Annotated in this window: 19 protein-coding genes; 7 read left to right on the forward strand and 12 right to left on the reverse strand. The window is 58.9% G+C overall.

Annotation, left to right across the window (positions count from 1 at the left end; all coding sequences use genetic code 11):
* Window positions 1–180: 180 nt before the first annotated feature.
* The 4 genes from HU727_RS05450 to HU727_RS05465 are packed head-to-tail and all read right to left on the reverse strand — an operon-like array spanning window position 181 to window position 3,970.
* Window positions 181–1,266, reverse strand: a complete 1,086-nt coding sequence (locus HU727_RS05450; protein ID WP_186528894.1) for a polyamine ABC transporter substrate-binding protein — start codon at window positions 1,264–1,266, stop codon at window positions 181–183.
* 55 nt (window positions 1,267–1,321) lie between these two features.
* The gene (locus tag HU727_RS05455) at window positions 1,322–1,666 is read right to left on the reverse strand and encodes a cupin domain-containing protein (RefSeq protein WP_186528896.1); all 345 of its coding nucleotides are present in this window, start codon (window positions 1,664–1,666) and stop codon (window positions 1,322–1,324) included.
* A 30-nt stretch (window positions 1,667–1,696) separates the two neighbouring features.
* Window positions 1,697–3,103: an NAD(P)/FAD-dependent oxidoreductase gene (locus HU727_RS05460; RefSeq protein ID WP_186528898.1), complete on the reverse strand. Its 1,407-nt coding sequence runs from the start codon at window positions 3,101–3,103 to the stop codon at window positions 1,697–1,699.
* A 51-nt stretch (window positions 3,104–3,154) separates the two neighbouring features.
* Window positions 3,155–3,970 (reverse strand): AraC family transcriptional regulator, encoded by an 816-nt coding sequence (locus HU727_RS05465; protein WP_186528900.1) that lies wholly within the window; start codon window positions 3,968–3,970, stop codon window positions 3,155–3,157.
* A gap of 265 nt (window positions 3,971–4,235) precedes the next feature.
* On the opposite strand from HU727_RS05465, the gene HU727_RS05470 reads away from it, so the two are divergent.
* Window positions 4,236–4,508 carry a DUF1652 domain-containing protein gene (locus HU727_RS05470; RefSeq protein WP_186529298.1) on the forward strand — a complete coding sequence of 91 codons (273 nt, stop codon included), beginning with the start codon at window positions 4,236–4,238 and terminating at the stop codon, window positions 4,506–4,508.
* Window positions 4,509–4,556: 48 nt separating this feature from the next.
* Here the strand turns inward: HU727_RS05470 and HU727_RS05475 are convergent, their stop codons facing one another.
* Window positions 4,557–7,031, reverse strand: a complete 2,475-nt coding sequence (locus tag HU727_RS05475; protein WP_186528902.1) for a UvrD-helicase domain-containing protein — start codon at window positions 7,029–7,031, stop codon at window positions 4,557–4,559.
* A 259-nt stretch (window positions 7,032–7,290) separates the two neighbouring features.
* Here HU727_RS05475 and HU727_RS05480 point away from each other — a divergent pair, with 259 nt between their 5' ends.
* Window positions 7,291–7,986 (forward strand): pirin family protein, encoded by a 696-nt coding sequence (locus HU727_RS05480; RefSeq protein ID WP_186528904.1) that lies wholly within the window; start codon window positions 7,291–7,293, stop codon window positions 7,984–7,986.
* 54 nt (window positions 7,987–8,040) lie between these two features.
* Here HU727_RS05480 and pgm read toward each other — a convergent pair whose 3' ends face one another.
* The 4 genes from pgm to HU727_RS05500 form a co-directional block, all read right to left on the reverse strand.
* Entirely contained in the window at window positions 8,041–9,687 is a 1,647-nt protein-coding gene (gene pgm, locus HU727_RS05485) for a phosphoglucomutase (alpha-D-glucose-1,6-bisphosphate-dependent) (RefSeq protein ID WP_186528906.1), read from the reverse strand.
* 108 nt (window positions 9,688–9,795) lie between these two features.
* A complete protein-coding gene (locus HU727_RS05490) occupies window positions 9,796–11,196 on the reverse strand; it encodes an aminotransferase-like domain-containing protein (protein WP_186528908.1) in 1,401 nt (466 codons plus the stop codon).
* Window positions 11,197–11,245: 49 nt separating this feature from the next.
* Window positions 11,246–12,712, reverse strand: coding sequence for a hypothetical protein (locus tag HU727_RS05495; protein WP_186528910.1), 1,467 nt, complete (start codon window positions 12,710–12,712; stop codon window positions 11,246–11,248).
* A 546-nt stretch (window positions 12,713–13,258) separates the two neighbouring features.
* Complete coding sequence (locus HU727_RS05500; protein WP_186528912.1) at window positions 13,259–14,281, reverse strand: zinc-dependent alcohol dehydrogenase family protein; 1,023 nt, start codon at window positions 14,279–14,281, stop codon at window positions 13,259–13,261.
* 270 nt (window positions 14,282–14,551) lie between these two features.
* Between HU727_RS05500 and HU727_RS05505 the strand changes: the two genes are divergently transcribed.
* From HU727_RS05505 to HU727_RS05525, 5 genes are all read left to right on the forward strand, one after another.
* Complete coding sequence (locus HU727_RS05505; RefSeq protein WP_225919775.1) at window positions 14,552–15,466, forward strand: LysR family transcriptional regulator; 915 nt, start codon at window positions 14,552–14,554, stop codon at window positions 15,464–15,466.
* A gap of 175 nt (window positions 15,467–15,641) precedes the next feature.
* A complete protein-coding gene (locus HU727_RS05510) occupies window positions 15,642–16,094 on the forward strand; it encodes a DUF805 domain-containing protein (RefSeq protein ID WP_186528914.1) in 453 nt (150 codons plus the stop codon).
* 270 nt (window positions 16,095–16,364) lie between these two features.
* On the forward strand, window positions 16,365–17,618 hold the full coding sequence (mexE, locus tag HU727_RS05515) for a multidrug efflux RND transporter periplasmic adaptor subunit MexE (RefSeq protein ID WP_186528916.1): 1,254 nt from the start codon (window positions 16,365–16,367) through the stop codon (window positions 17,616–17,618).
* Window positions 17,619–17,633: 15 nt separating this feature from the next.
* Window positions 17,634–20,825 (forward strand): efflux RND transporter permease subunit, encoded by a 3,192-nt coding sequence (locus tag HU727_RS05520; protein ID WP_186528918.1) that lies wholly within the window; start codon window positions 17,634–17,636, stop codon window positions 20,823–20,825.
* Window positions 20,822–22,243, forward strand: a complete 1,422-nt coding sequence (locus HU727_RS05525; RefSeq protein WP_186528920.1) for an efflux transporter outer membrane subunit — start codon at window positions 20,822–20,824, stop codon at window positions 22,241–22,243. Before HU727_RS05520 ends, HU727_RS05525 begins: the two co-directional genes overlap by 4 nt.
* Before the next feature lie 201 nt (window positions 22,244–22,444).
* Here the strand turns inward: HU727_RS05525 and HU727_RS05530 are convergent, their stop codons facing one another.
* From HU727_RS05530 to HU727_RS05540, 3 genes are read right to left on the reverse strand one after another with little or no spacing between them, the layout of a single operon-like run.
* Entirely contained in the window at window positions 22,445–23,374 is a 930-nt protein-coding gene (locus tag HU727_RS05530) for an HlyD family secretion protein (protein ID WP_437180373.1), read from the reverse strand.
* Window positions 23,375–23,399: 25 nt separating this feature from the next.
* Window positions 23,400–23,600, reverse strand: a complete 201-nt coding sequence (locus tag HU727_RS05535) for a DUF1656 domain-containing protein (protein ID WP_016774855.1) — start codon at window positions 23,598–23,600, stop codon at window positions 23,400–23,402.
* A complete protein-coding gene (locus tag HU727_RS05540) occupies window positions 23,590–25,722 on the reverse strand; it encodes an FUSC family protein (RefSeq protein WP_186528924.1) in 2,133 nt (710 codons plus the stop codon). The genes HU727_RS05535 and HU727_RS05540 overlap by 11 nt, the downstream gene beginning before the upstream one ends.
* Window positions 25,723–25,883 lie beyond the last annotated feature (161 nt).

Here is a 25,883-nt window from a genome sequence, read left to right on the forward strand (position 1 = left end):
CTGTTGAGGTTTTCCGTAAATGACACACCGCTTTCGCGAGCAGGCTCGCTCCTACAGGGGAACGTATTTTGCCTTGATACCTCAGCACTGATCGTTCCCACGCTCTGCGTGGGAATGCAGCAAGGGACGCTCTGCGTCCCGGAGTCGACGCAGAACGATCAATGTTTTTGCCTTGATACCTCAGCTACCCGTCCGAATCTTGTTCCACACACGCGTGCGGATCCGATCAATATTCAAAGGCATCGCCTCCAGCGCGAACAGCTTGCCCATCATCTCGGGGCTCGGGTACACCTTGGTGTCGTTCTTGATGGCCGGGTCGATGAGTTTGTCGGCTTGTTCGTTGCCGTTGGCGTAGTGCACGTAGTTGGTGATGCCGGCCATGACGTCGGGCCGCAGCAGGTAGTTCATGAAGGCGTAGCCGGCCTTCTCATCGGGTGCGTCGGTGGGCATCGCAACCATGTCGAACCAGATTGCCGCGCCTTCCTTTGGAATTTCATAACCGATCTCTACGCCGTTCTTCGCTTCCCTGGCGCGGTTTTCGGCTTGCAGGATGTCGCCGGAAAACCCGACCGCCACGCAGATATCGCCGTTCGCGAGATCACTGGTGTACTTCGAAGAATGGAAATAGCTGATGTAGGGCCGAACCTTCATCAGCAATGCCTCGGCTTTTTTGTAGTCCTCGGGATTTTTGCTGTGGTGCGGCAGCCCGAGGTAGTTGAGCGCCGCCGGAAGCAATTCCGGGCCGTTGTCGAGGATTGCCACGCCGCACTTCTGCAGCTTTTCCATGTACTCGGGCTTGAAGATCAAATCCCAGGAGTCCACCGGCGCGTCGTCGCCCAGCACGGCTTTGACCTTCGCGATGTTGTAGCCGATGCCGGTGCTGCCCCACAGGTATGGAAAGCCGTGCTCGTTGTCCGGATCGTTGGTCTGCAAGGCCTTGAGCAGCGCCGGGTTAAGGTTCTTCCAGTTCGGTAGCTGACTTTTATCGAGCTTCTTCAGTGCCCCGCCCTGAATTTGCCGCGCCATGAAATGGTTCGATGGGAACACCACGTCGTAACCGGATTTACCGGTCATCAACTTGCCATCCAGGGTTTCATTGCTGTCATAGACGTCATAGGTGACGCCGATGCCGGTGTCTTTCTGGAAGTTTTTCGTGGTGTCCGGGGCGATGTAGTCGGACCAGTTGTAGACCTTGACCGTCTCGGCCGCGTGGCTGACGGAGGCGGCCAGTAACAGCGGCACCAATGCGAGGGTTTTCTGGATCATGGGGCGATTCCTGTATGGGCTTTTTTTGTTGGCAGGCAATCAAAGGATCAGACAATCAGAAAATCAGCACGTAGCTCTTGCGCACGGTTTCCTGGATATCCCAGATGCCGAGGGTGTTGGCCGGCAACATCAGTGCGTCACCGCCTTGTATATGCAGGGTTTCGCCACCGTCGTCGGGGGTGAACGTGCAGCGTCCGGAAATAAAATGGCAGAACTCCTGCGCCGTGATCTGCCGACGCCAGCGCCCCGGCGTGCACTCCCAGACACCGGTTTCGACGCCGTCGTCGCGCTCGATACTGGTGGTCGAAGCAATCGCGACGGGATCACCGAGAGGCACGGCCACCGGGCCGGATTCGTCGAGGGGCAGCGTCGCGGTGTTCTTGAATTGCGTAATGCTCATGGCGTGACCTGTCTGTTGATGGAATCGGCGTTAATGCATGAAACCTTCCATAAACCCGGCCACCCGGCTGGCGAGCTTGCGCCGCCAGGGCGCGGTCGCCGGGTTGGCCAGGGTCTGGTCTTCATGCACGAAGCTTTTGATGATCGCGTTGTAGCCCAGCCAGCGGCACGGCTCCGGCTCCCAGGCGCGCAACGCGTGAATACCGCCATCGGGCAATACCCACGGTTGATGCGTGAGCTCGCTGTCACGCTCAAGAATCAGATCGGCCAGCGTCCGCCCGCCGAGATTGCTGGCACCGACGCCCTCCCCGCCATAACCGCCGGACAGCGCAATGCCGTTGGCGCGATCGCAAAGCATGTGCGGTTTGAAATGCCGCGACATGCCGAGGTTGCCGCCCCAGGCGTGGGTGATCTGCGCGTTTTTCAACTGCGGGAACAGCTCGCCAAACAGATAACGGCGCAGTTCGATTTCATCGCGCGTCAGGTCGAAGTCATGGCGCAGCTTGCCGGCAAACCGATAACCGCCCCGTGCGCCGAAGATCAGACGATTGTCAGCGCTGCGCTGGCCGTAGCTGACCTGGCGACTGAATTCGCTGAACGCTTGCCCGCGATTCAGGCCGATTTCGTCCCACGTCGCGGCGGACAACGGTTCGGTCGCGACTATCAGGCTTTGCACCGGCAATTGATAACGGCCCAACGGCGGCAACGTCACTGAATAGCCCTCGACGGCCGGCACGATCCAGCGGCTGCGCACGTTGGCCCGGGCGGTGCGCAAGCTGCCTGATTGCCAATGGGTGACCGGACTGTTTTCGTAAATTTTCACCCCCATGTCCTGCACGGTGCGCGCCAGACCGCGCACCAGTTTCGCCGGGTGAATCGTCGCGACGTGTGGGGCGAAAATGCCGCCGTAGGGTTTCGCCACACGAATCTGCTGCGCCAGTTGTTCGGGGGTCAACCAGCGGTAATCGTCATCCGTCAGGCCTTGAGCGTGCAATTTGCTCAAATAGTCGCGCAGCACGGTTTCCTGCTCTGGATAGCGCGCGGCACAGTAAAGCACCCCGCCCTTGCGGTAATCGCAGGCGATGCCTTCTTTTTCGAGAACGATCTCCACCTCATCGGGAATGCTGTGCAGCAAGTCAAACGAAGCCCGACGCTGTTCCAGCGACAGACTGGCAAGCAAGCGGTCCTCGCCCAGCAGGTTGCCCATCAGCCAGCCACCGTTGCGCCCGGACGCACCGAAACCGGCGGTCTGCGCTTCGACGATGGCGACATCCAGGCCCGGCGCCTGTTTTTTCAGGTAATACGCGGTCCACAGTCCGGTATAACCGGCGCCGATGATTGCCACGTCGACGTCCAGATCTTGCTCAAGCGCAGGCCGCGCCACCAGTGGCTCATCGAGCTGGTCCATCCACAAACTGATCGTGCGCCACGCCGACATGCCAGACTCCGCCACTGAAAACTTCGATAGCGTTGATCCTAGTGGTTGGCTTTAGTGGAAGTCTTGCGCGCGTGCCCGCAGAGAAATTTGTCTGGTGTAAGCCTTGGGCGACTGGCCGGTGTGCTCACGAAAGCATTTGTAGAAGGCCGACAGCGAGTTGAACCCGGCGGCGAACGCCAGCTCGTCGATACGCAACGGCGGCGTGGCGCTGTCCAGTGAGCGCAGTAAATGCTGCAGGCGCGCCTGATTGACGTAGCGATAGAAGCTTTGCCCGAGCACTTGATTGAGCAGATAGGAAATCTGGTTCCGACTGTACCCGCACTCTTTCGCCACCCTTTGCAGGTCGAGTTCGGGATCAAGGTAGGGTTGCTGCTTCTCGAAATACTGTTGCAGGTCTTCGGCCATGAAACTCAGCTGACGTGGTGACAGACCGAGGCGACTGACCGCCGGGCGCTGACCGTGCGCGGCGTTGCCGTCAGGTTGCGTGCGCACCAGCGAAGCATACTCATTGACTCGCCAGATCAGGCCATCCTTGACCGTAATCGCTTCGCTGGAGCGAAACGACACCAGGCCGTCACCACCGCGCAGGGTCACTTCATACTGGATAAACGCGGTATTGCCATCCACCCGGATTCGGTCGCAATGTTCGAGCAGTTCGTCGGATTCTCGCGGCATGCTCACCCGCACGTATTCACGTAATTCATCCAGGCCGAGCACGCGGTTCTGGAAGAAATCGTTGTACTGGATAGCCGGATGGTAGAGCGCCATGACGCTGTCCAGATCCCGGTGTTTCCAGCTCAGGTGATAGCGCATGACCGTGGCTGCCGTGGCCTCGGACTGTTCTGGCCCGTCGTGATCGGCGTGCATAAAGGGCTCTGCGAAAAAGAACCGAGCTTGCCCAACTTCGCCTGCACCTTCAACGAAAAATCCATAGTGGCGTTTTGGCGATAACCGACGAGCGTATGACTTACATCAAAAAATGAGAATTAATCGCTAAACGGACTGAAAAAACTCACAGTTTTTTCACACACGGGTGCTACTTTTAGAGTTCAAGCACTGGTTGAGCCAATGAAGGCTCTTCCCACCGAACATGAGCAAAAGGAAGCGCTCGATGAAGCAGGCGGGCAACACAATGATTAAAGGATTTAGCAAAGTCACGTTTCCCAATGCATGCCAGCTCATGCGCTGGCATTTTCATCCCATGGGTTTCGAGGCGACGATGGATGCGCCGGGCAGCATGATCGCCCGTCTGTTTGATCGCGCCAGCGGCGAAACCATGATCGCCATCGCCGGCATCCCTTGTGCCACCGTCATGAATGCCGCCGATGTCGAGCGGATCATCGAAGCCATTGAGGATGAGCTGGAAGCTTTCACTCCTCCAGAATCCCTCAAGAACTACGCGTAACTAACTGATAAAAATAGAAAAGCCCGCAGCGATGCGGGCTTTTTTCGTTTAAGCGTTTGTCTTCAGCATCCGATGATCGACGAAAAACGGCTTGTCCTTTGCGACCCGATCCGATGCTCGCGGCATATTGGCCGCTTGCGTCTCCTGTGGCTCGACGTACCAATAACAATGGCTCACCGCCCGGGTGATGCCGACGTATGCCAAACGCAGGATTTCATCTTTCTGTGCGCTGTCATACGGCTCGCTGTCGCCCGTCTTGCCCAGTCCCGCCATGCGATAGACCTGATTCTTGTACGGCGAACTGGTCAGGTGTTGGCAGTCGCCCAACAGAAACACGGCATCAGCCTGCAAGCCTTTGGCGCTGTGGTACGTCAGCTGCTTCAGACGCCTCGATTCATAAGGCAAGCTCGAATCTACATTAAGTACCGGCTGAATATGCTGCTCGATCAATAACTTATCGCTGCTTTTTCGATACAGCATCAAGATTGTATGGCCCTGACGATAGTGTTCCGCCAGCCGCTGGCCCATCGCCTGATCGTCACGCTCAAGCACATTGACTGGCTGGAGCGTCTTGGGCTCGCCGCTGGCCTTGGCCTTCTTGCCCGCAATTGCCGGCGCGGCACGGACAATGTGTTCAGCCGCGTCAATGATGTGCTGATGACTGCGATAGTTGTCGCTGAGCATCACCCGCGTGGTGCTCGGCGAAGCGAACGCCTTGTTGAATTCCATGAAATAGCTCGGCGAACTGCCACGCCAGCCGTAAATGGATTGCCAGTCGTCACCCACGCACAGCAGCGACGAGCGCTGCGCGCCGCGCCCGACATGCATTGCGGGGCCACGGCTGCGAATTTCTCGGAGACTGGCGCGTATCCACAAAACGATTTGCGGCGAAACGTCTTGAAATTCGTCGATCATCAAATGCGCCATCGGCCGTAGCAGCGCATCGCTGAGCAGCTTGAGATTTTCCGGCGAGTGCTCGCTGAACAGCGCAAACATGCGGTTGTAGGTCATCACCGGCGGTTTCTGGTCCAGCAGGTGATCTTCAAGCGCGCGCCAGAACAGGCTCAGGGCCTCGAAGAAAAAGCGATCGGGATCATCCTTGGCAAAGCTCATACGGCCGACCGCGTCTGGCACATCCAATCCCAGGTTCTCGATAAAGCCTGCTGCAGCCACAAAGCAATCGAGCAAGGGCGCCGAGGCCAGCTCCCCTTTGACCCTGTAATCGAAGCCGGGCCCAGCGCTGGCATCGCCCGCCAGGGTGGCAAGAATGCGCTTTGAAGATTCGTAGTTATCTAGCCATAACAATGGCTTATGACAGAAAGCTTGAAACAGGGTTCGCTTTACCGCCCATTCCGCGCGGACAGTCAGTTTGGCGCCTGGCCGACATAGCCGGGCGTTTTCGTTCGGGTCGAAACCTAGAACCACCCATGCATCAAGGCTGGGGATGTAGCCATGGCTGTGAAACCGCGAGCCATTGATTTCGAATGTCTGGCGGTCAGGCTCAATGCCCTGGATGGGCCAGGCGCCCGCGCGAAACCAGAGATCTTCAATGACATCGCATAACTCTTCATCGCGCCTGGCAGCGAGTTCGGTGACGGCCATCCGCTTTTGCACATCGGGGTGATCGCGTTCCAGCTCCTTCAATTGCAAACCAGCGCGGGACAGCGGTTGAATCAACTGACGGAACCGCTCGTCCTCTTTGAACAACCGGTGATAACAGGCATTGAGCTGCTGACGCTGAGCATCGTTGATACGCAGGTCGAACGGATTGCTGTCGACTTCCTCTTCACCACTCTGTGGCCGGTGACTGAGATTCTCGAACGCCTGCAAACGCTCGAACCCCGGCAGGCTGCGAACCATCGGCAGGATGCGCGAATGAAAGGTTCGCACCAGTTCGCGTGCCTGTTTAAGGTTTAACGGCAACCCCCAAAGCGCAAAGATCTCGATGAGTTTGTTGATGAAATCCTTGCGCGATTCTCGGGTGAACGTCACCACCGTCATCGAATCCAGCTCAAAGCCCAAGTAATGACTGAGCAGCAGAATGCGCAGCACCAGCGTAGTCGATTTGCCCGCGCCCGCGCCTGCCACCACGGAAGTGGACGGCGTGTCACTGAAGATCATTTTCCATTGCGCGGCGCTTGGCTGGGCGTGGTCAGGCAGCAAACGGGCGACATCGGCCTTGATGCGTTTTTTCACTTCAGCCGTGAGCGGCAGGCGCCAGTCGTCGAACAAATGGTCATCGACGCTGGGCGGGCGATGCTCGGTGTTGCGGCTGTCGCGGATCAGCAAGACCTGCCGACCTTCTTCCAGCCCCTCAAGCTTTCCTTCTCTGAAACCGTATTCGACGCCAGCGGTGTGCCCGCTCCGAAACCCGTCGGCCTGCCCGTGCAGCCAGGAGGCCCTGTGCTGGGCGCGCAATTTTGTCAGGCCGTGGCCGAAGAAACGCGCAGCCAGGCGTTTGAACCAGGGCATTTCGGCCAGTGGACGAAGTTCGGGAGGAAGATCGGGGTTGTGTTGCGCCACGCTGATGGACTCCAGGGTGTGAGGCTGTGGCGACTATGTTGTCTCGAATTGCGCCTGAGTTCTAGCGAAATGCTTACAGGTCATCGGTTTAGGTGACGAACTGAAAGTGCGATGGAATTACTCCGGAGGCATCTTGCATCTAATTTCCCGATCATGATGCCGCAGTTTTTCCGCTTTTTATCGATACATGACTGATAGATGATCGCCGTCATCGACCACGGGACCCTGCCCGCCGACGAACCTATTCGAGGACACGATCATGCTTGAACTCAGACCCTTTGACTCGCTGGGCGGCGCCCATCACGGCTGGCTGGATGCGCACCATCATTTCTCGTTTGCCGAATACTACGATCCGCAACGGATGAGCTGGGGCAACCTGCGCGTCTGGAACGACGACATCATCGCAGCAGGCACCGGTTTCCCGCAGCATCCGCACCGCGACATGGAAATAATCACCTATGTGCGTGAAGGCGCGATCACTCACCAGGACAATCTGGGCAACAAGGGCCGCACCGAAGCGGGCGATGTACAGGTGATGAGCGCCGGTACGGGCATCGCGCACAGCGAGTACAACCTGGAAGACAAAGAGACGAAGATCTTCCAGATATGGATTCTGCCGACCGAAACCGGTGCGCCGCCCTCTTGGGGAGCCAAGCCATTCCCCAAAGGTGAGCGTGAGGGCTTTGTAACCCTGGCCAGCGGCAAGGACGGTGACGATCAGAGCCTGAGCATCCGCGCCGATGCACGTCTGGTGGCGGCTAACCTCAAGGCAGGTGAAACGGCTGAGTACCGACTGGACGAAGGCCGCCGTGCCTATCTGGTGCCGGCCACTGGCGTGATCGAGGTCAACGGCTTGCGCGCGCAAGCACGTGACGGTGTGGCGGTAGCCCACGAGCAAGTGCTGACGGTGACCGCGATCGAAGACAGCGAAATTGTGCTGGTCGACCTGGCCTGATTCGCAGATACAAAAAAAGGGCAACCGCTACGGTTGCCCTTTTTCATGTGCGCATCATTTGGCTGAAATCGCGCCATCTACCAGTGTTTGCGCTTCGGCCACCAACTGCTTGAGGTGCTCATCACCGAGGAAGCTTTCGGCGTAGATCTTGTAAATGTCTTCAGTGCCCGAAGGACGCGCCGCGAACCAGCCATTTTCGGTCATGACTTTCAGGCCACCAATGGCCTGATCGTTGCCCGGCGCGTGGCTGAGAATGCTCTGAATCTCCTCGCCCGCCAGTTCGGTCGACGTGACCTGCTCCGGCGACAGTTTGCTCAGCAGTGCCTTTTGCTCAGGATTGGCCTTGGCGTCCACACGCACCGCGAACGGTTCGCCCAGTTCGTCAGTCAACGCGCGATAGGCCTGGCTCGGATCGCGGCCGGTGCGTGCGGTCATTTCTGCGGCGAGCAAGGCTGGAATCAGACCATCCTTGTCGGTGCTCCACACCCCGCCGTCCTTGCGCAAAAACGAGGCGCCTGCGCTCTCTTCACCACCAAAACCCAACGAGCCATCGAACAGGCCCTCGGCAAACCACTTGAAGCCGACCGGCACTTCGTACAGGCGACGGCCCAAACGCTTGGCGACGCGGTCAATCAAACCGCTGCTGACAACGGTTTTACCAACGGCGGCATCGGCGCGCCATTGCGGTCGGTTCTGGAACAGGTAATCAATCGACACTGCCAGATAGTTATTCGGTGCGAGCAAGCCGCCGGACGGTGTGACGATGCCGTGGCGATCATGGTCCGGGTCACAGCCAAACGCTACGTCAAAACGGTCTTTCAGACCGATCAGGCCTTGCATCGCGTGGCTGGACGATGGGTCCATGCGAATCTGACCGTCCCAGTCAACGGTCATGAAACGGAAGGTTGAATCGACTTCTTTATTTACCACCTCAAGGTCCAGGCGATAGTGCTCAGCAATCGCCGACCAGTAGCGCACCCCTGCTCCGCCCAGAGGATCAACGCCGAGCCGCAAATTCGCGCCACGGATGGCGTCGAAATCGATGACGTTGATCAGATCGGCGACGTAGGTATTCACATAATCGTGGCGATGAGTGGTGCTGGCCTTGAGCGCCTGCGCGTAGCTGACGCGTTTGACGCCGGCCAGTTTGTTCGCCAGCAGTTCGTTGGCCTTGGCTTCGATCCACTTGGTGATGTGTGTATCGGCCGGGCCACCGTTGGTGGGGTTGTATTTGTAGCCACCGCTTTGGGGTGGATTGTGCGACGGCGTGATGACGATACCGTCGGCAAGGCCAGTGGTGCGGCCTCGGTTGTAGCAGAGAATGGCGTGGGAAATCGCAGGGGTCGGCGTGTACTCATCGCCCTCGGAGATCATCACGGTGACACCGTTGGCGGCCAGTACTTCCAGTGCGCTCGTGCCGGCCGGGGTCGAAAGCGCATGGGTGTCGATGCCGACAAACAGTGGGCCGGTGATGCCCTGCGCTTCGCGATACAGGCAGATCGCCTGGCTGATCGCCAGAACGTGCCATTCGTTGAAACTCAGCTCGAACGAGCTACCGCGGTGACCGGAGGTGCCGAACGCCACTCGCTGGGTAGAAATCGATGCATCAGGCTGGCCGGTGTAGTAGGCCGTAACCAGTCGCGGGATATCGACCAACAGTTCTGCCGGTGCCGGTTTGCCCGCAAAAGGACTGAGTGTCATGCAAAAACCTCTGGAATCGGAGTGGTTCAGGAAATACAGCGCAGTTTACTGGCACTTCGACCACTGTGCGACGGGATGTATCCGAAACTCGCCCGATGTTTTTTAACGTTAATGGCCGGGGGACAGACGCAAGGCATCACCGAGAAGCCCGATGACACCCTGTAAATCACGCTCGCCATGGTTCAACGCGCTCAAACGCAGATGGTCCGCATGCAAGCCTTGCAGGCTGAAGAGTTCGCCCGGCGCAACGATGATTTGTTGATTGAGCAGTCGCTGGAACACATTCGTCATATCGACGGGCCGTAGCGAACGCACCCACACCGTCGCCCCGCCCTGCGGCTCGAAGACCTGCAGCGTATCGCCCAAACGCTCGCGCAGGACCTGGATCAACAGCGCACGACGCTCACCGAGCATTCGCCGCAACACGCACAAATGCTGATCAAGCCGCCCACCGCTCAGCAGCCTGGCAATCGCCTTCTGGCGAATGGGCGACAAGCGAAACGCGCGTAACAGAAAATGGCGCTGCAACTCATGGCGCCAGTGTCGCGACAGAACAAAGCCGAATGGCGCTTCTGCACCGATGAATTTCTCGAAGGTGGAAAACACCAGCAAGCGAGCCGGGTTGAGCCAGTTACGTAACCGCCGCGAATCACTGCGCTCGGCAAGCTCGCTGTAGCAGTCGTTTTCCAGTACCCAGACGCCATATCGCTCCAGCATCTTCGCGATTGCCTGCTGATGATCCTGAGTAAACCCGCTGCCCAGCGGCATGCTCAACACGGAAGACAAGAGGATCAAGCGTACCGGTTCCTGCTTGAGCAACGATTCCAGTGCCGGGAGATCGAACCCGCCTTCAGCCTGGGAAGGCCATTCGATCACACGCACGCCGCACGATTCGAGCAGGCGCAGGATTACCCAGTCACAGGGCGATTCAACAATGACTGCAGCCTGACGCAACTCAAGCACTGAAATCAGAATCTCCAGCACCCCGCGCAGATCAGCGCCGATATAGACGTCGTCGGCATGCCAGCAATCTGCCGTCGAGCAGGTATACCGCGCAGCCAGGGCGACCCTTAATTCCAGCTCGCCGCAAGGTTGCACAAGGGTATGTGGCTGACGGGGATATTGTCGCAAGAGTTCGCGTTCGAGCGTCAACAAGGGACTGTCCAGCGGTTGCAGAGAAGCCGGTTCGTCGGCACTCAATAGACACATGCCCGGGCGTCTCGCGCTGACGTAAACGGTTTCGAGCAAATCACTGCCACTGCCGGTCGCGTCCATGCTGAAAAGCGCTTGCGCGTAATACCCCGATTTCGCTATCGAATAGACCCGGCCTTCTTTTTCCAGCAGCGAATAAGCGTATTGCACGGTTGAGATGGAGACGTTCAGCCGATCAGCCAATTGTCGTAGCGACGGCATGCGCACCGCCGCACTGCCTCCAGCATCATCAATCAGCGTTGCCAGGTATCGATAAACAGCTTGATAAACAAAGTCATTGTCCCGCGCGCCTTTCACAACCTCAGTTCCATAGACATTGGTTCACAACCCAACCTTTGGCTCACCGTCAGCGTACCGTTGACCGCTCGGCTTGCGTGACTGTACCCGTCTCGTCTGAGCATGGATTTGCAGAGGCGGATTCAACAGGCGCACAAAGCTGCACAGGACCCATCGCATAGAGATGGGTTACCAATCTGACCGGCAGCCCGCTGACTTCCGTGATCCATTTCAGCACTTGTTCCGGTGCGTGCAAGCCCTGCATCGCGCGGTGCAGGTCAGGCATCGCGACCAGCATGCCGGGGTGACAGTTACGCAGGAACCGCTCGAGGCCTCTGCCACTGTCGATGAATGGTGCGAACAAGAGACACGCCAACTGCGTCTCGTTAACGTCGAAACTCTTCAAAAGAAAGTCTTCTGCCTGCATGCGCAGGTGTTCAGGCGCCCGAACAGCTTCAAAGCTGGCCATCAAATGTTGGCAGATGCCATCGGCCACCTCGTTTCGACGCATGTCGGCCAGTGCGTACTGGATGTAATCATCGACACCCGACTCGTAGGCACGCCCCTCGATGAAGCGTGCGTATAAACCTCGTACATGCGCCGAGGTCAGTGGATCAGCGAATAGCGCTTCGCCTTGATACAGCGCCAGGTCATCCGCTTCGAAACCGAGGAATTCGCCCAAAAGTGGCAAGCGATCTTCGAGTTTGCCGACGACCATGTCATTGATGTCAATAAAGCTGGTGCGCCGGCAGGCTTCGAATTCACCTTCAGGGCGCCACGCAGGCTGGTCATCAACGGGGCGCAGCTGGCGATAAAAATCGACACCGAGCCCATCGAGCAAGGGAAAAAGCGCTTCGAATCCGGAATGAACAAGCCCGGGGCCCGCGATCGTCACTCTTTGCAACGCACGGTTCAGGCCTTCCAGGAAATGCCGCTGGCTGCTCCTGGTTTCGGTGCTGATCATGGCGTCGACACCATTGTTCCAGCGGGCGATCTGGCTGTAGTACTCGGCAGTGGCCAGATAAGCGTCATCCCATAGTTCGGGTATTTCAAGCCAGGTGCGACAGTGACCGACAAGCAACAGATTGATGCGACTGGCTTCACGGCCTTCGTCGGTGACAGGCATGCGATAGTCGAACGGCATCACCTCGCGGTTATCCGCCATCAGCAACTCGACACGAGGATCGTCGTAAAGAAACAGTGCGCTGTAGCTGCGGTGCAGGTTCTGTAATGCGGCCGGACTGTCGCCGCTCCAGCGTAAAGTGGCTACGCGCAACTGAAAGGTTGCCGGCGCGCGACCGGCTACGGTCAATTGCGCCGCTCGTAGCAATGCCAGGGTGTAGCTGCTTTCACGCGAGCCGGACTGATTCACCAGCACCTTGAACTGGCCGATGTTATCCATACCGCCGGCCGCCACGACCAGGCGCTGGATCAATAACTGCAGCGCCGTGCGCTCCGCTCGCGAAAAAAAGCTCAGCAAACGTTGCAATACTTGCTGATAGACATAGTTCATTGCCTGATCATGGATCGTGCTCATCGGTATTTACCCGGTATCGAAAGTTTCATGCCGCACACACGGGAAAGCGGGCGTGCGGCAACTGGATCAATAAGTAATAGACGCTGAAATGCTAACACTTACAAAGTCGTAGTTATTTGAAACACTTGGCCTTAAAAAAACGTAGCGGACGTCGCCCGTCGCGCTTAACCACCCGTATTTATTGGGTTTTCTCTGGCGAGAAATAATCTGAGGAAACTTCCGACAGCGTCCCACGACAAAGCATTACAAGAAAAAGAGAAGCGACTTCCGAATTGCCCTACAGCAATTAAACAGAAACTGACAAAGCCAGCAGAACTAGCCATTTGATATTGCTCAGGACAAATTGAATGCACAGCCATAGCTCATTCCTTGAGATGAAAGTAATCATTCAATTATCAGTGCTTAAAGTGTGATTAAAAGATACAGAAAGAAGGAAAAAACCAGCTCAGTTGCTCAGTGAGCACAACTGTTGTGCCGGGAAGACCGGATGCAAGGAGGGTTTAAACACAAAAGAGTCCGTGGGGCCACGGACTCTCGTTACCGGATTTACGCCGGCTCGACCTTAAGGGCGACCCGCTCGCGGCATGGGCATTCGTCCATGTAGCGATGCGCTTCAACGAACTCGTTGAACGGAAATACACGGGTCTTGAGCGGCAGCAACACACGGTCAGCCGTGAGCTGGTTGATGTCGCGCAAGGCACGCTGCAGGGCGACGTGATCCTGGACGATGCCCAGCTCCGGTTTGCCGGTGAAATTGCCGATGCAGTGCACGAAGAACTGAATGTTCTTCTGGAACGCCGCGCAGGCCGGAAATGGCGTCTGATTACCGCCCTGCAGACCATAGAGGACCAGACTGCCGCGAGGCGCCAGTACATCGCCAAGCAATGACATCTGCGGACCGCCAAGGCCGTCGAACACGACATCGACACCGCGGTTGTCGGTGATCTTGTTGATTCGCATCAACAGATCTTCTTCTTCGGTAACGATGACCTTTTCCGCCCCAAGGGACAGCAGGTACTCGCGCTCCTCCGCTGTTTTGGTTGCCGCAATTACTCGCACGCCCAACGCTTTGCCCAACTGAACAAATGAAGGGCCGGCACAATGGCTGGCGTCAGTGACCAGCGCAAACTGCCCGGGCTTGACCCGCGCCAGATCGACATAAGCGAAATAGGCGATCAGCAGCGGTGTGTAATGCACACTGGCTTCTATCGGACTGAGCACATCAGGATAACGGGACAGCGCGGTACGCGGCAGGACGATCGATTCGCCATAGACCGGATAGTCGTTCGGACTTTCGGCCGGGAAACTGGCCACTTTGTCACCGACGGACAGGTCCTCGACATCAGCGCCCACCGCAGTGACGACACCGGCCATTTCATGACCAAGACCCGACGGCAAACGTGCCTGGGACGACGCCAGGTTCTGGCGCCACAGGGTGTCATACCAACTGATGCCGATTGCCTCGACACGCACCTGCACTTCGCCAGGACCTGGCTGAGCAGCCGCATGCTCTTCGCATTTGAGCACCTCGGCCGGACCAAACTTGTGAAAACGGATCGTGCGGGACATCGCAAACCTCGTCAAAGTAACCTCTAATGCCCTGAACTCTATCTGGGCTTTTGACCCAAGACTATCAGTGGCTATTAATAGTCGACATGCCTGTCATTGATTCCGCAGCAAGGGTGGCATGGGCGAAATCCGTGAAAAAAGCGCTGCCACCGTCTCGGTAAAGCTGAATATTCCGGTGCAGAGTACCAGCCTTTACCCGTAAGATTCATGCCGGCCATTGTTCTCATATGGCCGCCCTCGTCAAGTTTGATGACTCTGCCAGGACTCCAGATGAATCGTAATGACCTGCGACGTGTCGACCTGAACCTGCTGATCGTGTTCGAAACATTGATGCACGAACGCAGTGTGACTCGGGCCGCGGAAAAGCTTTTCCTCGGCCAACCGGCCATCAGCGCGGCGTTGTCGCGCCTGCGCAGCCTGTTCGACGATCCGCTGTTTGTACGCACCGGCCGCAGCATGGAACCGTCCGCGCGCGCCGTGGAAATCTTTGCCCTGCTCTCGCCTGCCCTGGATTCGATTTCGACTGCGGTGAGTCGAGCCGCTGATTTCGATCCGGCGACCAGCACGTCAGTGTTCCGCATCGGTTTGTCCGACGATGTCGAATTCGCCCTGCTGCCGATGCTGCTCAAACGACTGCGTGCCGAAGCGCCGGGCATCGTCCTTGTTGTGCGGAGGGTCAATTACATTCTAATGCCCGGCTTGCTGGCCTCCGGCGAGATCTCGATTGGCGTCAGCTACACCACCGACCTGCCCGCCAATGCCAAACGCAAGGTCCTGCGCCGCAGCGCGCCCAAACTGCTGCGCGCCGATACCGTGCCAGGGCCGTTGAGCCTGGACGACTACTGCGCCCGGCCGCATGCGCTGGTGTCATTTGCCGGCGACCTGAGTGGCTTTGTCGACGAAGAGCTGGAAAAGCTCGACCGCAAGCGGCATGTCGTGCTGGCCGTGCCGCAGTTCAACGGTTTGGGGACGCTGCTGGCGGGCACCGACATCGTCGCGACCGTCCCGGATTACACAGCGGAGGCACTGACGGCGGCTGGCGGTCTACGCGCCGAGGACCCACCGTTGCCAACACGTACGTTCGAGCTGCACATGGCCTGGCGCGGCTCCCAGGACAACGACCCGGGCGAGCGCTGGTTGCGGTCGCGGATTCAGATGTTTTTTGGGGATCCTGATAGTCTATAGTCCTCCCCCCGCCACGGTTTCTTTTCCCCGGCGACGTCAAAAAGCGTCCGGTTACAAAAGATCTCAGCAACAAAAACACACGGGAAAAACCGCGCGGCCTCCGGTATGGCTTGTCTGGCTTCTCCGCGTCGGTTTCGTCCCGTCTACCGATTGAATAATTTTTAGGGATGAAAATATGAGCATGGTTTTTTGCCGCGGTTGCGCCAAGGAAATAAGTACACTGGCGCTGGCATGTCCACAATGCGGGGCGCCTCAGGCGCCACTGTATTCCTCTGCCGATGGCCCCGCGATTGCGACAGGCAACCCTTACGTGGAAGCGCTGAAGAAATATGCCACGTTCACCGGTCGCGCCACGCGCCGTGAATACTGGATGTTTTTTCTGATCAACCTGGGAATCGGAATTGTCATGAGTGTTCTCGACGCCTCGTTCAAGACTGGCGGCGTACTGCAAAGCCTGTACAACCTGGCGATGCTTCTGCCGACCCTTGCCGTCGGTGCACGTCGCATGCACGACACGGATCGCAGCGGCTGGTGGTTGTTGTTGCCGATCGTCAATATCGTGTTCCTGGCGCAAGACAGCCAGCCGGGGCCAAATCGCTTCGGTGCGAATCGCAAGGGCTTCAACTGAACACGTAGTGGATAGAGATTAATCGAAACGGCCTTTATGGCCGTTTCGTTTTTCTGCGCGTTTTCGCGACGCTGCCAATCGTTGCTCTTGGCGCAACAGAGTGTTTCTTCAAAACCAATTGATAGCCACCTAACGAAAGGCGCATGCTAGAGGGCTGCCTTTGCGCTTATATCATTCCGAATGATAGTTACCTTTGCTTCATTCGATTCGTGCCATCACACCCTCCCGAGCATCATCCGCCCATCTTCAATACTTTGGCGGATTGCATCCATGGAACAGTCACTCAAACATTTGCGCTTCCCGTTGGCCTTGTTGGCCGTACTGGTGATGAGCGCCTGCGGCAAAACTCCGGAGACTGCCGGCGCCCCGCCTGCTGCCAAAGTCAGCGTGGCCAAGGTGCTGGAACAACCGGTCAACGAGTGGGACGAATTTACCGGCCGCCTCGAAGCACCGGAAACCGTTCAGATCCGTCCACGTGTTTCTGGCCAGATCGATCAGGTCGCGTTCACTGAAGGCGCACTCGTCAAGAAAGGCGACCTGCTGTTCCAGATTGATCCACGTCCATTCCAGGCCGAGGTACGCCGCCTCGAAGCACTGGTTGCCCAGGCCCGCGCTACCGCCAGCCGCAGTGAAAACGAAGCCGCTCGCGGTGAGCGTCTGCGTGCCAGCAACGCGATTTCTGCAGAACTGGCCGATTCGCGCACCAGCGCCGCCCAAGAAGCCCGCGCTGCCGTCGGTGCCCTGCAAGCGCAACTGGATCTGGCCAAACTGAACCTGAGCTTCACCCGCGTTACCGCACCGATCAGCGGGCGCGTCAGTCGTGCCGAGATCACCGCCGGCAACCTGGTGACCGCCGACACCACGGCGCTGACCAGCGTCGTGTCCACAGACAAGGTCTACGCCTACTTCGACGCCGACGAGCGTGTATTCCTCAAATACACCCAACTGGCCCGTAACGGCCAGCGTGGCGCAACGACTCCGGTGTACATGGGTCTGTCCAACGAAGAGGGCAACCCGCACCAGGGCCAGATGAACTTCGTCGACAACCAGGTCAACCCGAAAACCGGCACCATCCGTGGTCGCGCAGTGTTCGATAACAGCGACGGCACCTACACCCCGGGCCTGTATGCCCGCCTGAAACTGGTCGGCAGCGGCACCTACAACGCCATGCTGATCAACGACGAAGCGGTCGGTACCGACCTCGGCAAGAAGTTCGTGCTGGTGATGGATGGCGACAACAATACCGCCTACCGCGCCGTCGAACTCGGTCCGAAAATCGAAGGCCTGCGCATCGTGCGTAACGGTCTGAACAAGGACGACACGATCATCGTCAAGGGCTTGCAACGGGTACGCCCTGGCTCACCGGTCACGCCTGAAGTGATTCCGATGGCCAGCGAGCAAACCCTTGCCGCCCTCGCCCAACAACGTCAAGCGCTGGAAGCCAGCAACCTGCCCAAAGTCGCGCCAGCCAAGGGCGCGCCGGGTTCGGCTGTGAAGCTGGCCGCCACGACCCCACGCGGTTAAGGGACGACAACTCCGATGAATTTTTCTCAGTTCTTCATTTCCCGGCCGATCTTCGCAGCAGTGCTGTCGCTGCTGATCCTGATCGCCGGTGCGATCTCGCTGTTCCAGCTGCCGATCAGCGAATACCCGGAAGTCGTGCCGCCAACCGTGGTGGTCCGTGCCAACTTCCCGGGCGCCAACCCTAAAGTCATCGGTGAAACCGTGGCGGCTCCGTTGGAGCAGGCCATCACCGGTGTCGAGAACATGCTCTACATGTCCTCGCAATCGACCGCTGACGGCAAGATCACCCTGACCATCACCTTCGCGCTTGGCACCGACCTGGATAACGCGCAGGTGCAGGTGCAGAACCGGGTGACCCGAACCGAGCCGAAGCTTCCCGAGGAAGTGACGCGCATCGGTATCACCGTCGACAAGGCTTCGCCCGACCTGACCATGGTTGTGCACTTGACCTCGCCGGACAAACGCTACGACATGCTCTACCTGTCCAACTACGCGATCCTCAATATCAAGGATGAGCTCGCGCGCCTGGGCGGTGTTGGTGACGTGCAGCTGTTTGGTATGGGCGACTACTCGCTGCGCGTGTGGCTCGACCCGAACAAGACCGCCTCGCGTAATTTGACCGCTACCGATGTGGTCACCGCCATTCGCGAGCAAAACCGTCAGGTCGCGGCGGGTCAACTGGGCTCGCCCCCTGCCCCGACGGCGCAGAGCTTCCAGCTCTCGGTCAACACTCAGGGCCGTCTGGTCACCGAGGAAGAGTTTGAGAACATCGTCATTCGCGCAGGCGACGACGGTGAAATCACCCGCCTCAAGGACATCGCCCGCATTGAATTGGGCTCCAGCCAGTACGCCTTGCGTTCGCTGCTGAACAATCAACCGGCCGTGGCGATCCCGATCTTCCAGCGCCCGGGTTCCAACGCTATCGATATCTCGAACGACGTTCGGGCAAAGATGGACGAACTGAAGAAGGGTTTCCCGCAGGGCATGGACTACAGCATCGTCTATGACCCGACGATCTTCGTGCGCGGCTCGATCGAAGCGGTGGTTCACACCCTCTTCGAAGCACTGATCCTCGTGGTTCTGGTGGTGATTCTGTTCCTGCAGACCTGGCGTGCCTCGATCATTCCGTTGGTGGCGGTGCCGGTGTCGTTGATCGGTACGTTTGCGGTCATGCACCTGTTCGGGTTCTCGCTCAACGCGCTATCGCTGTTCGGGCTGGTACTGGCGATCGGTATCGTGGTGGACGACGCCATCGTGGTGGTGGAAAACGTCGAACGAAACATCGAGCTCGGATTAACCCCGGTGGAGGCCACCAAGCGCGCCATGCGTGAAGTGACCGGCCCGATCGTCGCGACGGCACTGGTGCTGTGTGCGGTGTTCATTCCGGCGGCGTTCATCTCCGGCCTCACCGGCCAGTTCTACAAACAGTTCGCATTGACGATCGCCATCTCGACTGTGATCTCGGCGTTCAACTCGCTGACCCTGTCGCCAGCGCTCGCCGCTGTCTTGCTGAAAAGCCATGACGCGCCGAAAGACCGCTTCTCCAAAGTGCTCGACAAGATGTTTGGAGGCTGGCTGTTCCGTCCGTTCAACCGTTTCTTCGACCGTGCCAGTCATGGCTACGTCGGCACCGTGGGCCGGGTTATCCGCAGCAGCGGCATCGCTCTACTGGTCTACGCAGGCCTGATGGTGCTGACCTTCTTCGGTTTCTCCAGCACACCGACCGGTTTTGTACCCGGCCAGGACAAGCAATACCTGGTGGCCTTCGCACAACTGCCGGACGCCGCGAGCCTGGATCGCACCGAAGACGTGATCAAGCGCATGTCTGACATGGCATTGAAACAGCCGGGCGTGGAAAGCGCCGTAGCGTTCCCGGGCCTGTCGATCAACGGCTTCACCAACAGCCCGAACGCCGGCATCGTGTTCGTGACCCTGAAACCGTTCGACGAGCGTAAAGACCCGAGCATGTCCGCTGGCGCAATTGCCGGTGCCTTGAACGGCCAGTTCGCCAACATTCAGGAAGCGTACATGGCGATCTTCCCGCCACCGCCGGTACAAGGCCTGGGCACCATTGGTGGTTTCCGTCTGCAAATCGAGGACCGGGGCAACCTGGGCTACGACGAGCTGTACAAGGAGACCATGAATATCATTAACAAGAGCCACAGCGTGCCGGAACTGGCGGGGTTGTTCACCAGCTACACCGTGAACGTGCCACAGGTCGATGCCGCCATCGACCGTGAAAAAGCCAAGACCCATGGCGTGGCGGTCAGCGACATCTTCGACACCTTGCAGATCTATCTGGGTTCGCTGTATGCCAACGACTTCAACCGCTTCGGGCGCACCTATCAGGTCAACGTTCAGGCAGAACAGCAGTTCCGTCTCGAATCCGATCAGATCGGCCAGCTGAAAGTACGTAACAACAAAGGCGAGATGATCCCGCTGGCGACCTTCATCAAGGTCAGTGACACCTCGGGTCCGGATCGCGTGATGCACTACAACGGCTTTATCACCGCTGAGATCAACGGTGCGGCCGCTCCCGGCTACAGCTCCGGCCAGGCCGAAAAAGCCATCGAAAAACTGCTCAAGGAAGAACTTCCGAACGGCATGACCTACGAATGGACCGACCTGACCTATCAGCAGATTCTGTCCGGCAACACCGCGCTGTTCGTGTTCCCGCTGTGCGTACTGCTGGCGTTCCTGGTGCTCGCCGCTCAGTACGAAAGCTGGAGCCTGCCACTGGCGGTGATCCTGATCGTACCGATGACCCTGCTGTCGGCTATCACCGGCGTGATCATCTCGGGAGGCGACAACAACATCTTCACCCAGATCGGTTTGATTGTACTGGTGGGACTTGCGTGTAAGAACGCGATTCTGATCGTCGAATTCGCCAAGGACAAACAGGAAGAAGGCCTCGACCCGCTCGCTGCGGTTCTGGAAGCCTGCCGCCTGCGTCTGCGGCCGATCCTGATGACCTCCTTCGCATTCATCATGGGCGTGGTGCCACTCGTGTTCTCCAGCGGTGCCGGTGCCGAGATGCGTCACGCCATGGGTGTGGCGGTGTTCTCCGGGATGCTCGGGGTGACCTTTTTCGGTCTGTTGCTGACGCCAGTGTTCTACGTGCTGATCCGTAACTTTGTCGAGCGCGGCGAGCAACGTAAAGCGGCCAAAGCGGCCAATCTTCAAAAGCAACTGGGGGCGCAACAATGAGTCTGAAAGTCTTCCTGCCGAGCCTGTTGGTGCTGGCCCTCAGCGCCTGCGCCGTCGGCCCCGACTACAAGACCCCAACCCCGGAGGCGGCCAATATCACGACCGCCACCGACGGCGCCGCCGGGCAAAAGAACTTTGACCGTTCGAAGTTCGAAGGCATCTGGTGGCAGCAATTCGACGATCCGACCCTCAACCAGTTGGTGACCCAATCGCTGCAAGGCAACCGTGAACTGCGTGTGGCGTTCGCCCGCTGGAAAGCCGCCCGGGCTATCCGCGACGACGCCAGCAACGACGCGATGCCGACGATCACCAGCCGTGCCAGCAGCGACCTTGGCAAGGGACAGATTCCCGGCCAGACCACCGACCGGGTCAATAGCGAACGCTATGACCTGGGTCTGGACATGGCCTGGGAACTCGACCTGTTCGGGCGCATCCAGCGCAATCTGGAAGCCAGCGATGCCGATCAGCAGGCCGCCGAAGCCGATCTATACCAGCTGCAAGTCACCATGATTGCCGAACTGGTCGATGCTTACGGTCAACTGCGCGGGGCCCAGCTGCGCGAAAAAATTGCCGTGGCCAACCTGAACAACCAGCAGGAGTCGCGCAAGATCACCATCAGCCTGCGTGATGCAGGCGTGGGTGATCAGCTCGATGTCGAGCGCGCCGATGCGCGCCTGGCCAACGTCGAGGCCACCGTGCCGCAACTGCAGGCGGAACAGGTTCGGCAGAAAAACCGTATCGCCACCCTGCTGGGTGAGCGCCCGGACAAGCTGACCGTCGACCTGAGCCCGAAAGAGCTGCCGGCGATCGCTAAAGCATTGCCGATCGGTGATCCCGGTGAACTGCTGCAACGCCGTCCGGACGTCCTCAGCGCAGAACGTCAACTGGCTTCGGCCACAGCGCGCATCGGCGTGGCCAAGGCTGACCTGTTCCCCCGAGTCAGCCTCAGCGGCTTCCTCGGCTGGACCGCCGGACGTGGTTCGCAGATCGGTTCCTCGGCGGCCAACGCCTGGGCACTGGGCCCGAGTATCACCTGGGCCGCGTTTGACCTCGGCAGCGTGCGCGCCCGTTTGCGCGGTGCTGACGCCGATGCCGAAGGCGCGCTGGCGAATTACGAGCAACAAGTGTTGCTCGCGCTGGAAGAGTCGGAAAACGCTTTCAGCGACTATGGCAAACGTCAGCAACGGTTGATATCGCTGATTCGTCAGAGCGAATCGAGCCGCAAGGCTGCCGATCTGGCGGAAATCCGCTACCGCGAAGGCACGACCGATTTCCTCGTCCTGCTCGACGCCCAGCGTGAACGCCTCAACGCCGAAGACAGCCAGGCCCAGGCCGAAGTCGATCTGTATCGCGGCATCGTCGCGATCTACAAAGCGCTCGGCGGTGGCTGGCAGCCGGAGACCGTTGCCAGTAAGTAAAGATTGTTAAAGAGCTCCTTTGGTTGGCCGCAACCAACCAGATTTTTGCCCCGCGTATCATTCGGTCGCGGGGTTTTTTTATGCCTGTTTGCAGCACTGGGATTTTTTGTGGGAGCGAGCCTGCTCGCGAAAGCGTCAGGTCAGACATATCAGCGGTGGCTGATAATCCGCCTTCGCGAGCAGGCTCGCTCCCACAGGGGATCAGCGGTGATCCTCCAGGACGGTGACAGTGGCGGTGGTACCGGCGCGCAAGCGATGCTTGCCGGCGAAGTCACCGTCAATGCCGATACGCACGGGCACCCGCTGCGCCAGTTTTACCCAGGTGTAACTGGGATTGATGTCGGCCAGTAGCCGACTGCCCGGCGTGTTTTCGCGGTCGGTGATGGCGAAGGCGATGCTTTCCACCGTGCCGCCAAAACGCTCCCCACTCATCAACTGAATGCGCACCCGATCGCCCTCCTCGATACGCGGCAATTTGGTTTCCTCGAAGTAACCGCTGACGTAGAACGAATCGCCGTCGACCAGTGCCAGCAGCGCACCGCCCGCCTGCGCGTAGTCACCCTGACGGGTCAGCAGGTTGGTCACGTAGCCGCTGACGGGCGATTCGACACGGGTTCGCTGCAGATCGAGCTCCGCCTGGGTCAGCGCGGCAATCGCCAGTTGTACATTGGCTTCGGCCAGACCGAGGTTGGCCTGGTTGCGCAGCAAATCGGCCTGAGCGACAGCCACGTCGGTGCTGGATTTTTCCCATTCCTCACCGGAAATCGCGAAGCCCTGCTTCAGCGTGCGTCGCCGGCGCTCTTCGCTCTGGCGCTGTTTGAGCAGCGCTTCACTGGCAACGATCGCCGCTTGCGATTGCCCAAGCGAAGCCTTGGACACTTCGACCGAGCGCCGGGCATGCTCGACCGCCAGCTGATAGCGCGCCGGATCGATTTCCAGCAGCAACTGGCCCTTGTCGACATGCTGGTTGTCCTGCACCGCCAGCTTGACGATACGGCCCGAGACATCCGCCGACAACGTCACCACATCCGCCCTCACCCGGGCATCCCGCGTCCACGGCGCGCGGGTGTAATACTCCCAGGCGAACCAGCCAAGGACGATCGCCAGGATCACCACCGCCACGGTCATCATTCGTGCAACTAGCGCTTTCAAGACATCAGGCTCCCATCAACAGAATCAGCGTGGCACAGACACAGGCGTAAAGAGCGCCCTCGAACAGCGCTTCATGCCAGACCAGCCGCAGCACGCCCAGGCGCCGCAGGCACCAGTCCAGCAACATGAAGATCGGGATCGCCAGCAAAAGCGCTTGAGCAATGGGCGGCAGGTAGACGCCGCCAATCTCGAAATCAATGGGCAAGTTGCGGTTCTCCTTCAAGGGCTTCAGGTTGCAAATGTTCGCCGTGGCGCTCAAGAAACGACACGACGATCAGCAGCGCCACGCGCATGCGGAACACCGACCATAAATGCTCGTGACCGGTATGCAAGTCGTCCAGTTCATCGCCCAGTTCATGCAGCGTGGCCAGCAGCGACGTCACATCCGTATCCTGGCGTCCGGAGACGAAACGACCGGTCTTGCGTAACGTCGATGACAAGCGCTGGCAGAACGTTTCGCTCAGCAACCCATTGTTTTGCATCTGCTGCCTGAGCTGATGCATCGCCACGCCCAATGCCACACAGGCCAGGCTGACCTCGTACATGCGCTGAGTGGTCCGGTCATTCGCCGCTGGCAGCAAGCCGAGCATGCTGGTCAGGCGATCGGTCATCCGACTCTCGAAGGCAAATTGTTGTTCATCAGTCGCGGGTATTTTGCTCAGTTGGTACACCTGTTCACGTGCTTCACCGTACAAGCGGCGAATGCGCAAAGCCGGGCGGAACGGAAAGATCAGCGCATAGACGATCAAGGCCAGCATCGCTGCGCTGACGTAGGCGCTGGCGAATTCGAACCATTGGATCGCCGTGTTCTGCCCAGTGCCGAAGTTCTGTGGCCCGAGCATAAGGAAACTGGACAGGCCAAGCCCCATGCCAATCCCGGCGGTGGCCGGACTCGCAATGCCCACTGCGATGGCATACAGCAGCGGCGCCAGCAACAAGGCCAGCAACTCGAAATCGCTGATCGCGGGCACCAGCATGAACTGATAAAACGCGGACACTACCAGCGCCAGCCCCAAACCGCGTGCGTAGCTTTGCGCGGCCATTAGCGGACGCGGGAAGGTCGCCATCAGCGAGCAGAGAATCCCCACCAGAATCATCCCGCCCCGCGCGCCATCCCACGCCGTCTCGATCCAGATAAGCCCGGCGACCAGCAGCGCGGTAAATGCGCGGATGGCATTCATCAAGGCCAGGGTGAAATCGAGATGCAACGGACTGGACTGGCCACGATACAGGCAACTGGCCGGGCGCCCTTCCTGGATGGCGTCACTCAGTTCGAGAATCTGTTCGAGTTGCTGCAGCAGTCGCGCCTGCTCCCAGCGCAACGCCCAAGCCAGGGAGCGCAGGGTTGCGCTCATGTTCTCGGTCAGTTGTTCGGCCTTGTACGCCAACGCTTCGAACTGTTGCTGCAAGGTCACGAAACGCTGTCGGTCTTCGCCCGATAGCGCGCGGCCTTGTTGCGCCAGCTGATCCAGCAAAGCCAGCTCCTCGGCACGCAGCTGCTGAACCTCCAGCGGCAGATCGCCCTCCCAGCGTTCGGTGAGCAGTCGTCGTTGATGACGCAAAGCGGTCAGCCGCGACGTCAATAACATCAGTTGGTTACCGAGCAGCAATACAAGGTCGTCGGCGCTGCGCAAACGTGGCGCATCGAAGTACAAATGACGTCGCAACCCTTCCAGCGCGCTGATTTCACCGAGCAGCTGCATTTGCCGACGCTGGAAATCGGCTTCGCTTTCGTCCGTTCGAAGGACCTCGGCGGCGTGGCTGGCCGCCAGTTTGATCACCTGATCGACCTTGGCGAAATAGCCCTTGGCGACGGCTTCCGGCCGGGCGGTGAGCAGACTGACCACGCAGACGCATGCCACGGCCAGCAGGGTTTCGGTCACACGGGTAACCGCGAGCAGAAACGTACCGTCCTGATCAGGAATCGCCAACAAGGCCACGACCACGGCGGTGTAACCGCTGAGCACGAACGCCTGGGAACTGGTGTAGCGCAATAACGTGCCGCCCGCTGTGCACAGCGCCAGCCAGAGGGCCAACGTGGTAATGAATGGCAAGGGCGCCTGGGGGAAAATCGCCATGATCAGCACCGCTACTGCCGCGCCGACCGTGGTGCCGATGACCTGGCCAAAACTTCGCGCCAGCGCCATCCCGGCCAATGGCTGGCTGACAATCACCACGGCCATGATCGACCATTTTGGCTGCTCCAGATCGAAAACGAACGCAAGATAAAGGGTCAGCAAACCGGCGGCGATGGTCCGCAGGGCAAACAGCAAAACAGCCTGACCGGGATGGATCAAGGCCTTGAAGTAAGCAAACAGCGCTGGCATGGGCACACTCATTAAAACGACTTCTGCAAGCGTAGACACTGCATTAAAAGCCTGACGGATTTCACAGTCGACACGACTCGTAGGACGATTCGCTGGCAAGGGTTTGACTCACGCGCCAAGCTGACCGAAGCTTGCCGCTCTGCTCAAGTTCGAAGCTTTCG

Origin of the sequence: Pseudomonas khorasanensis, assembly GCF_014268505.2 — a bacterium.
GTDB lineage: Bacteria > Pseudomonadota > Gammaproteobacteria > Pseudomonadales > Pseudomonadaceae > Aquipseudomonas > Aquipseudomonas khorasanensis.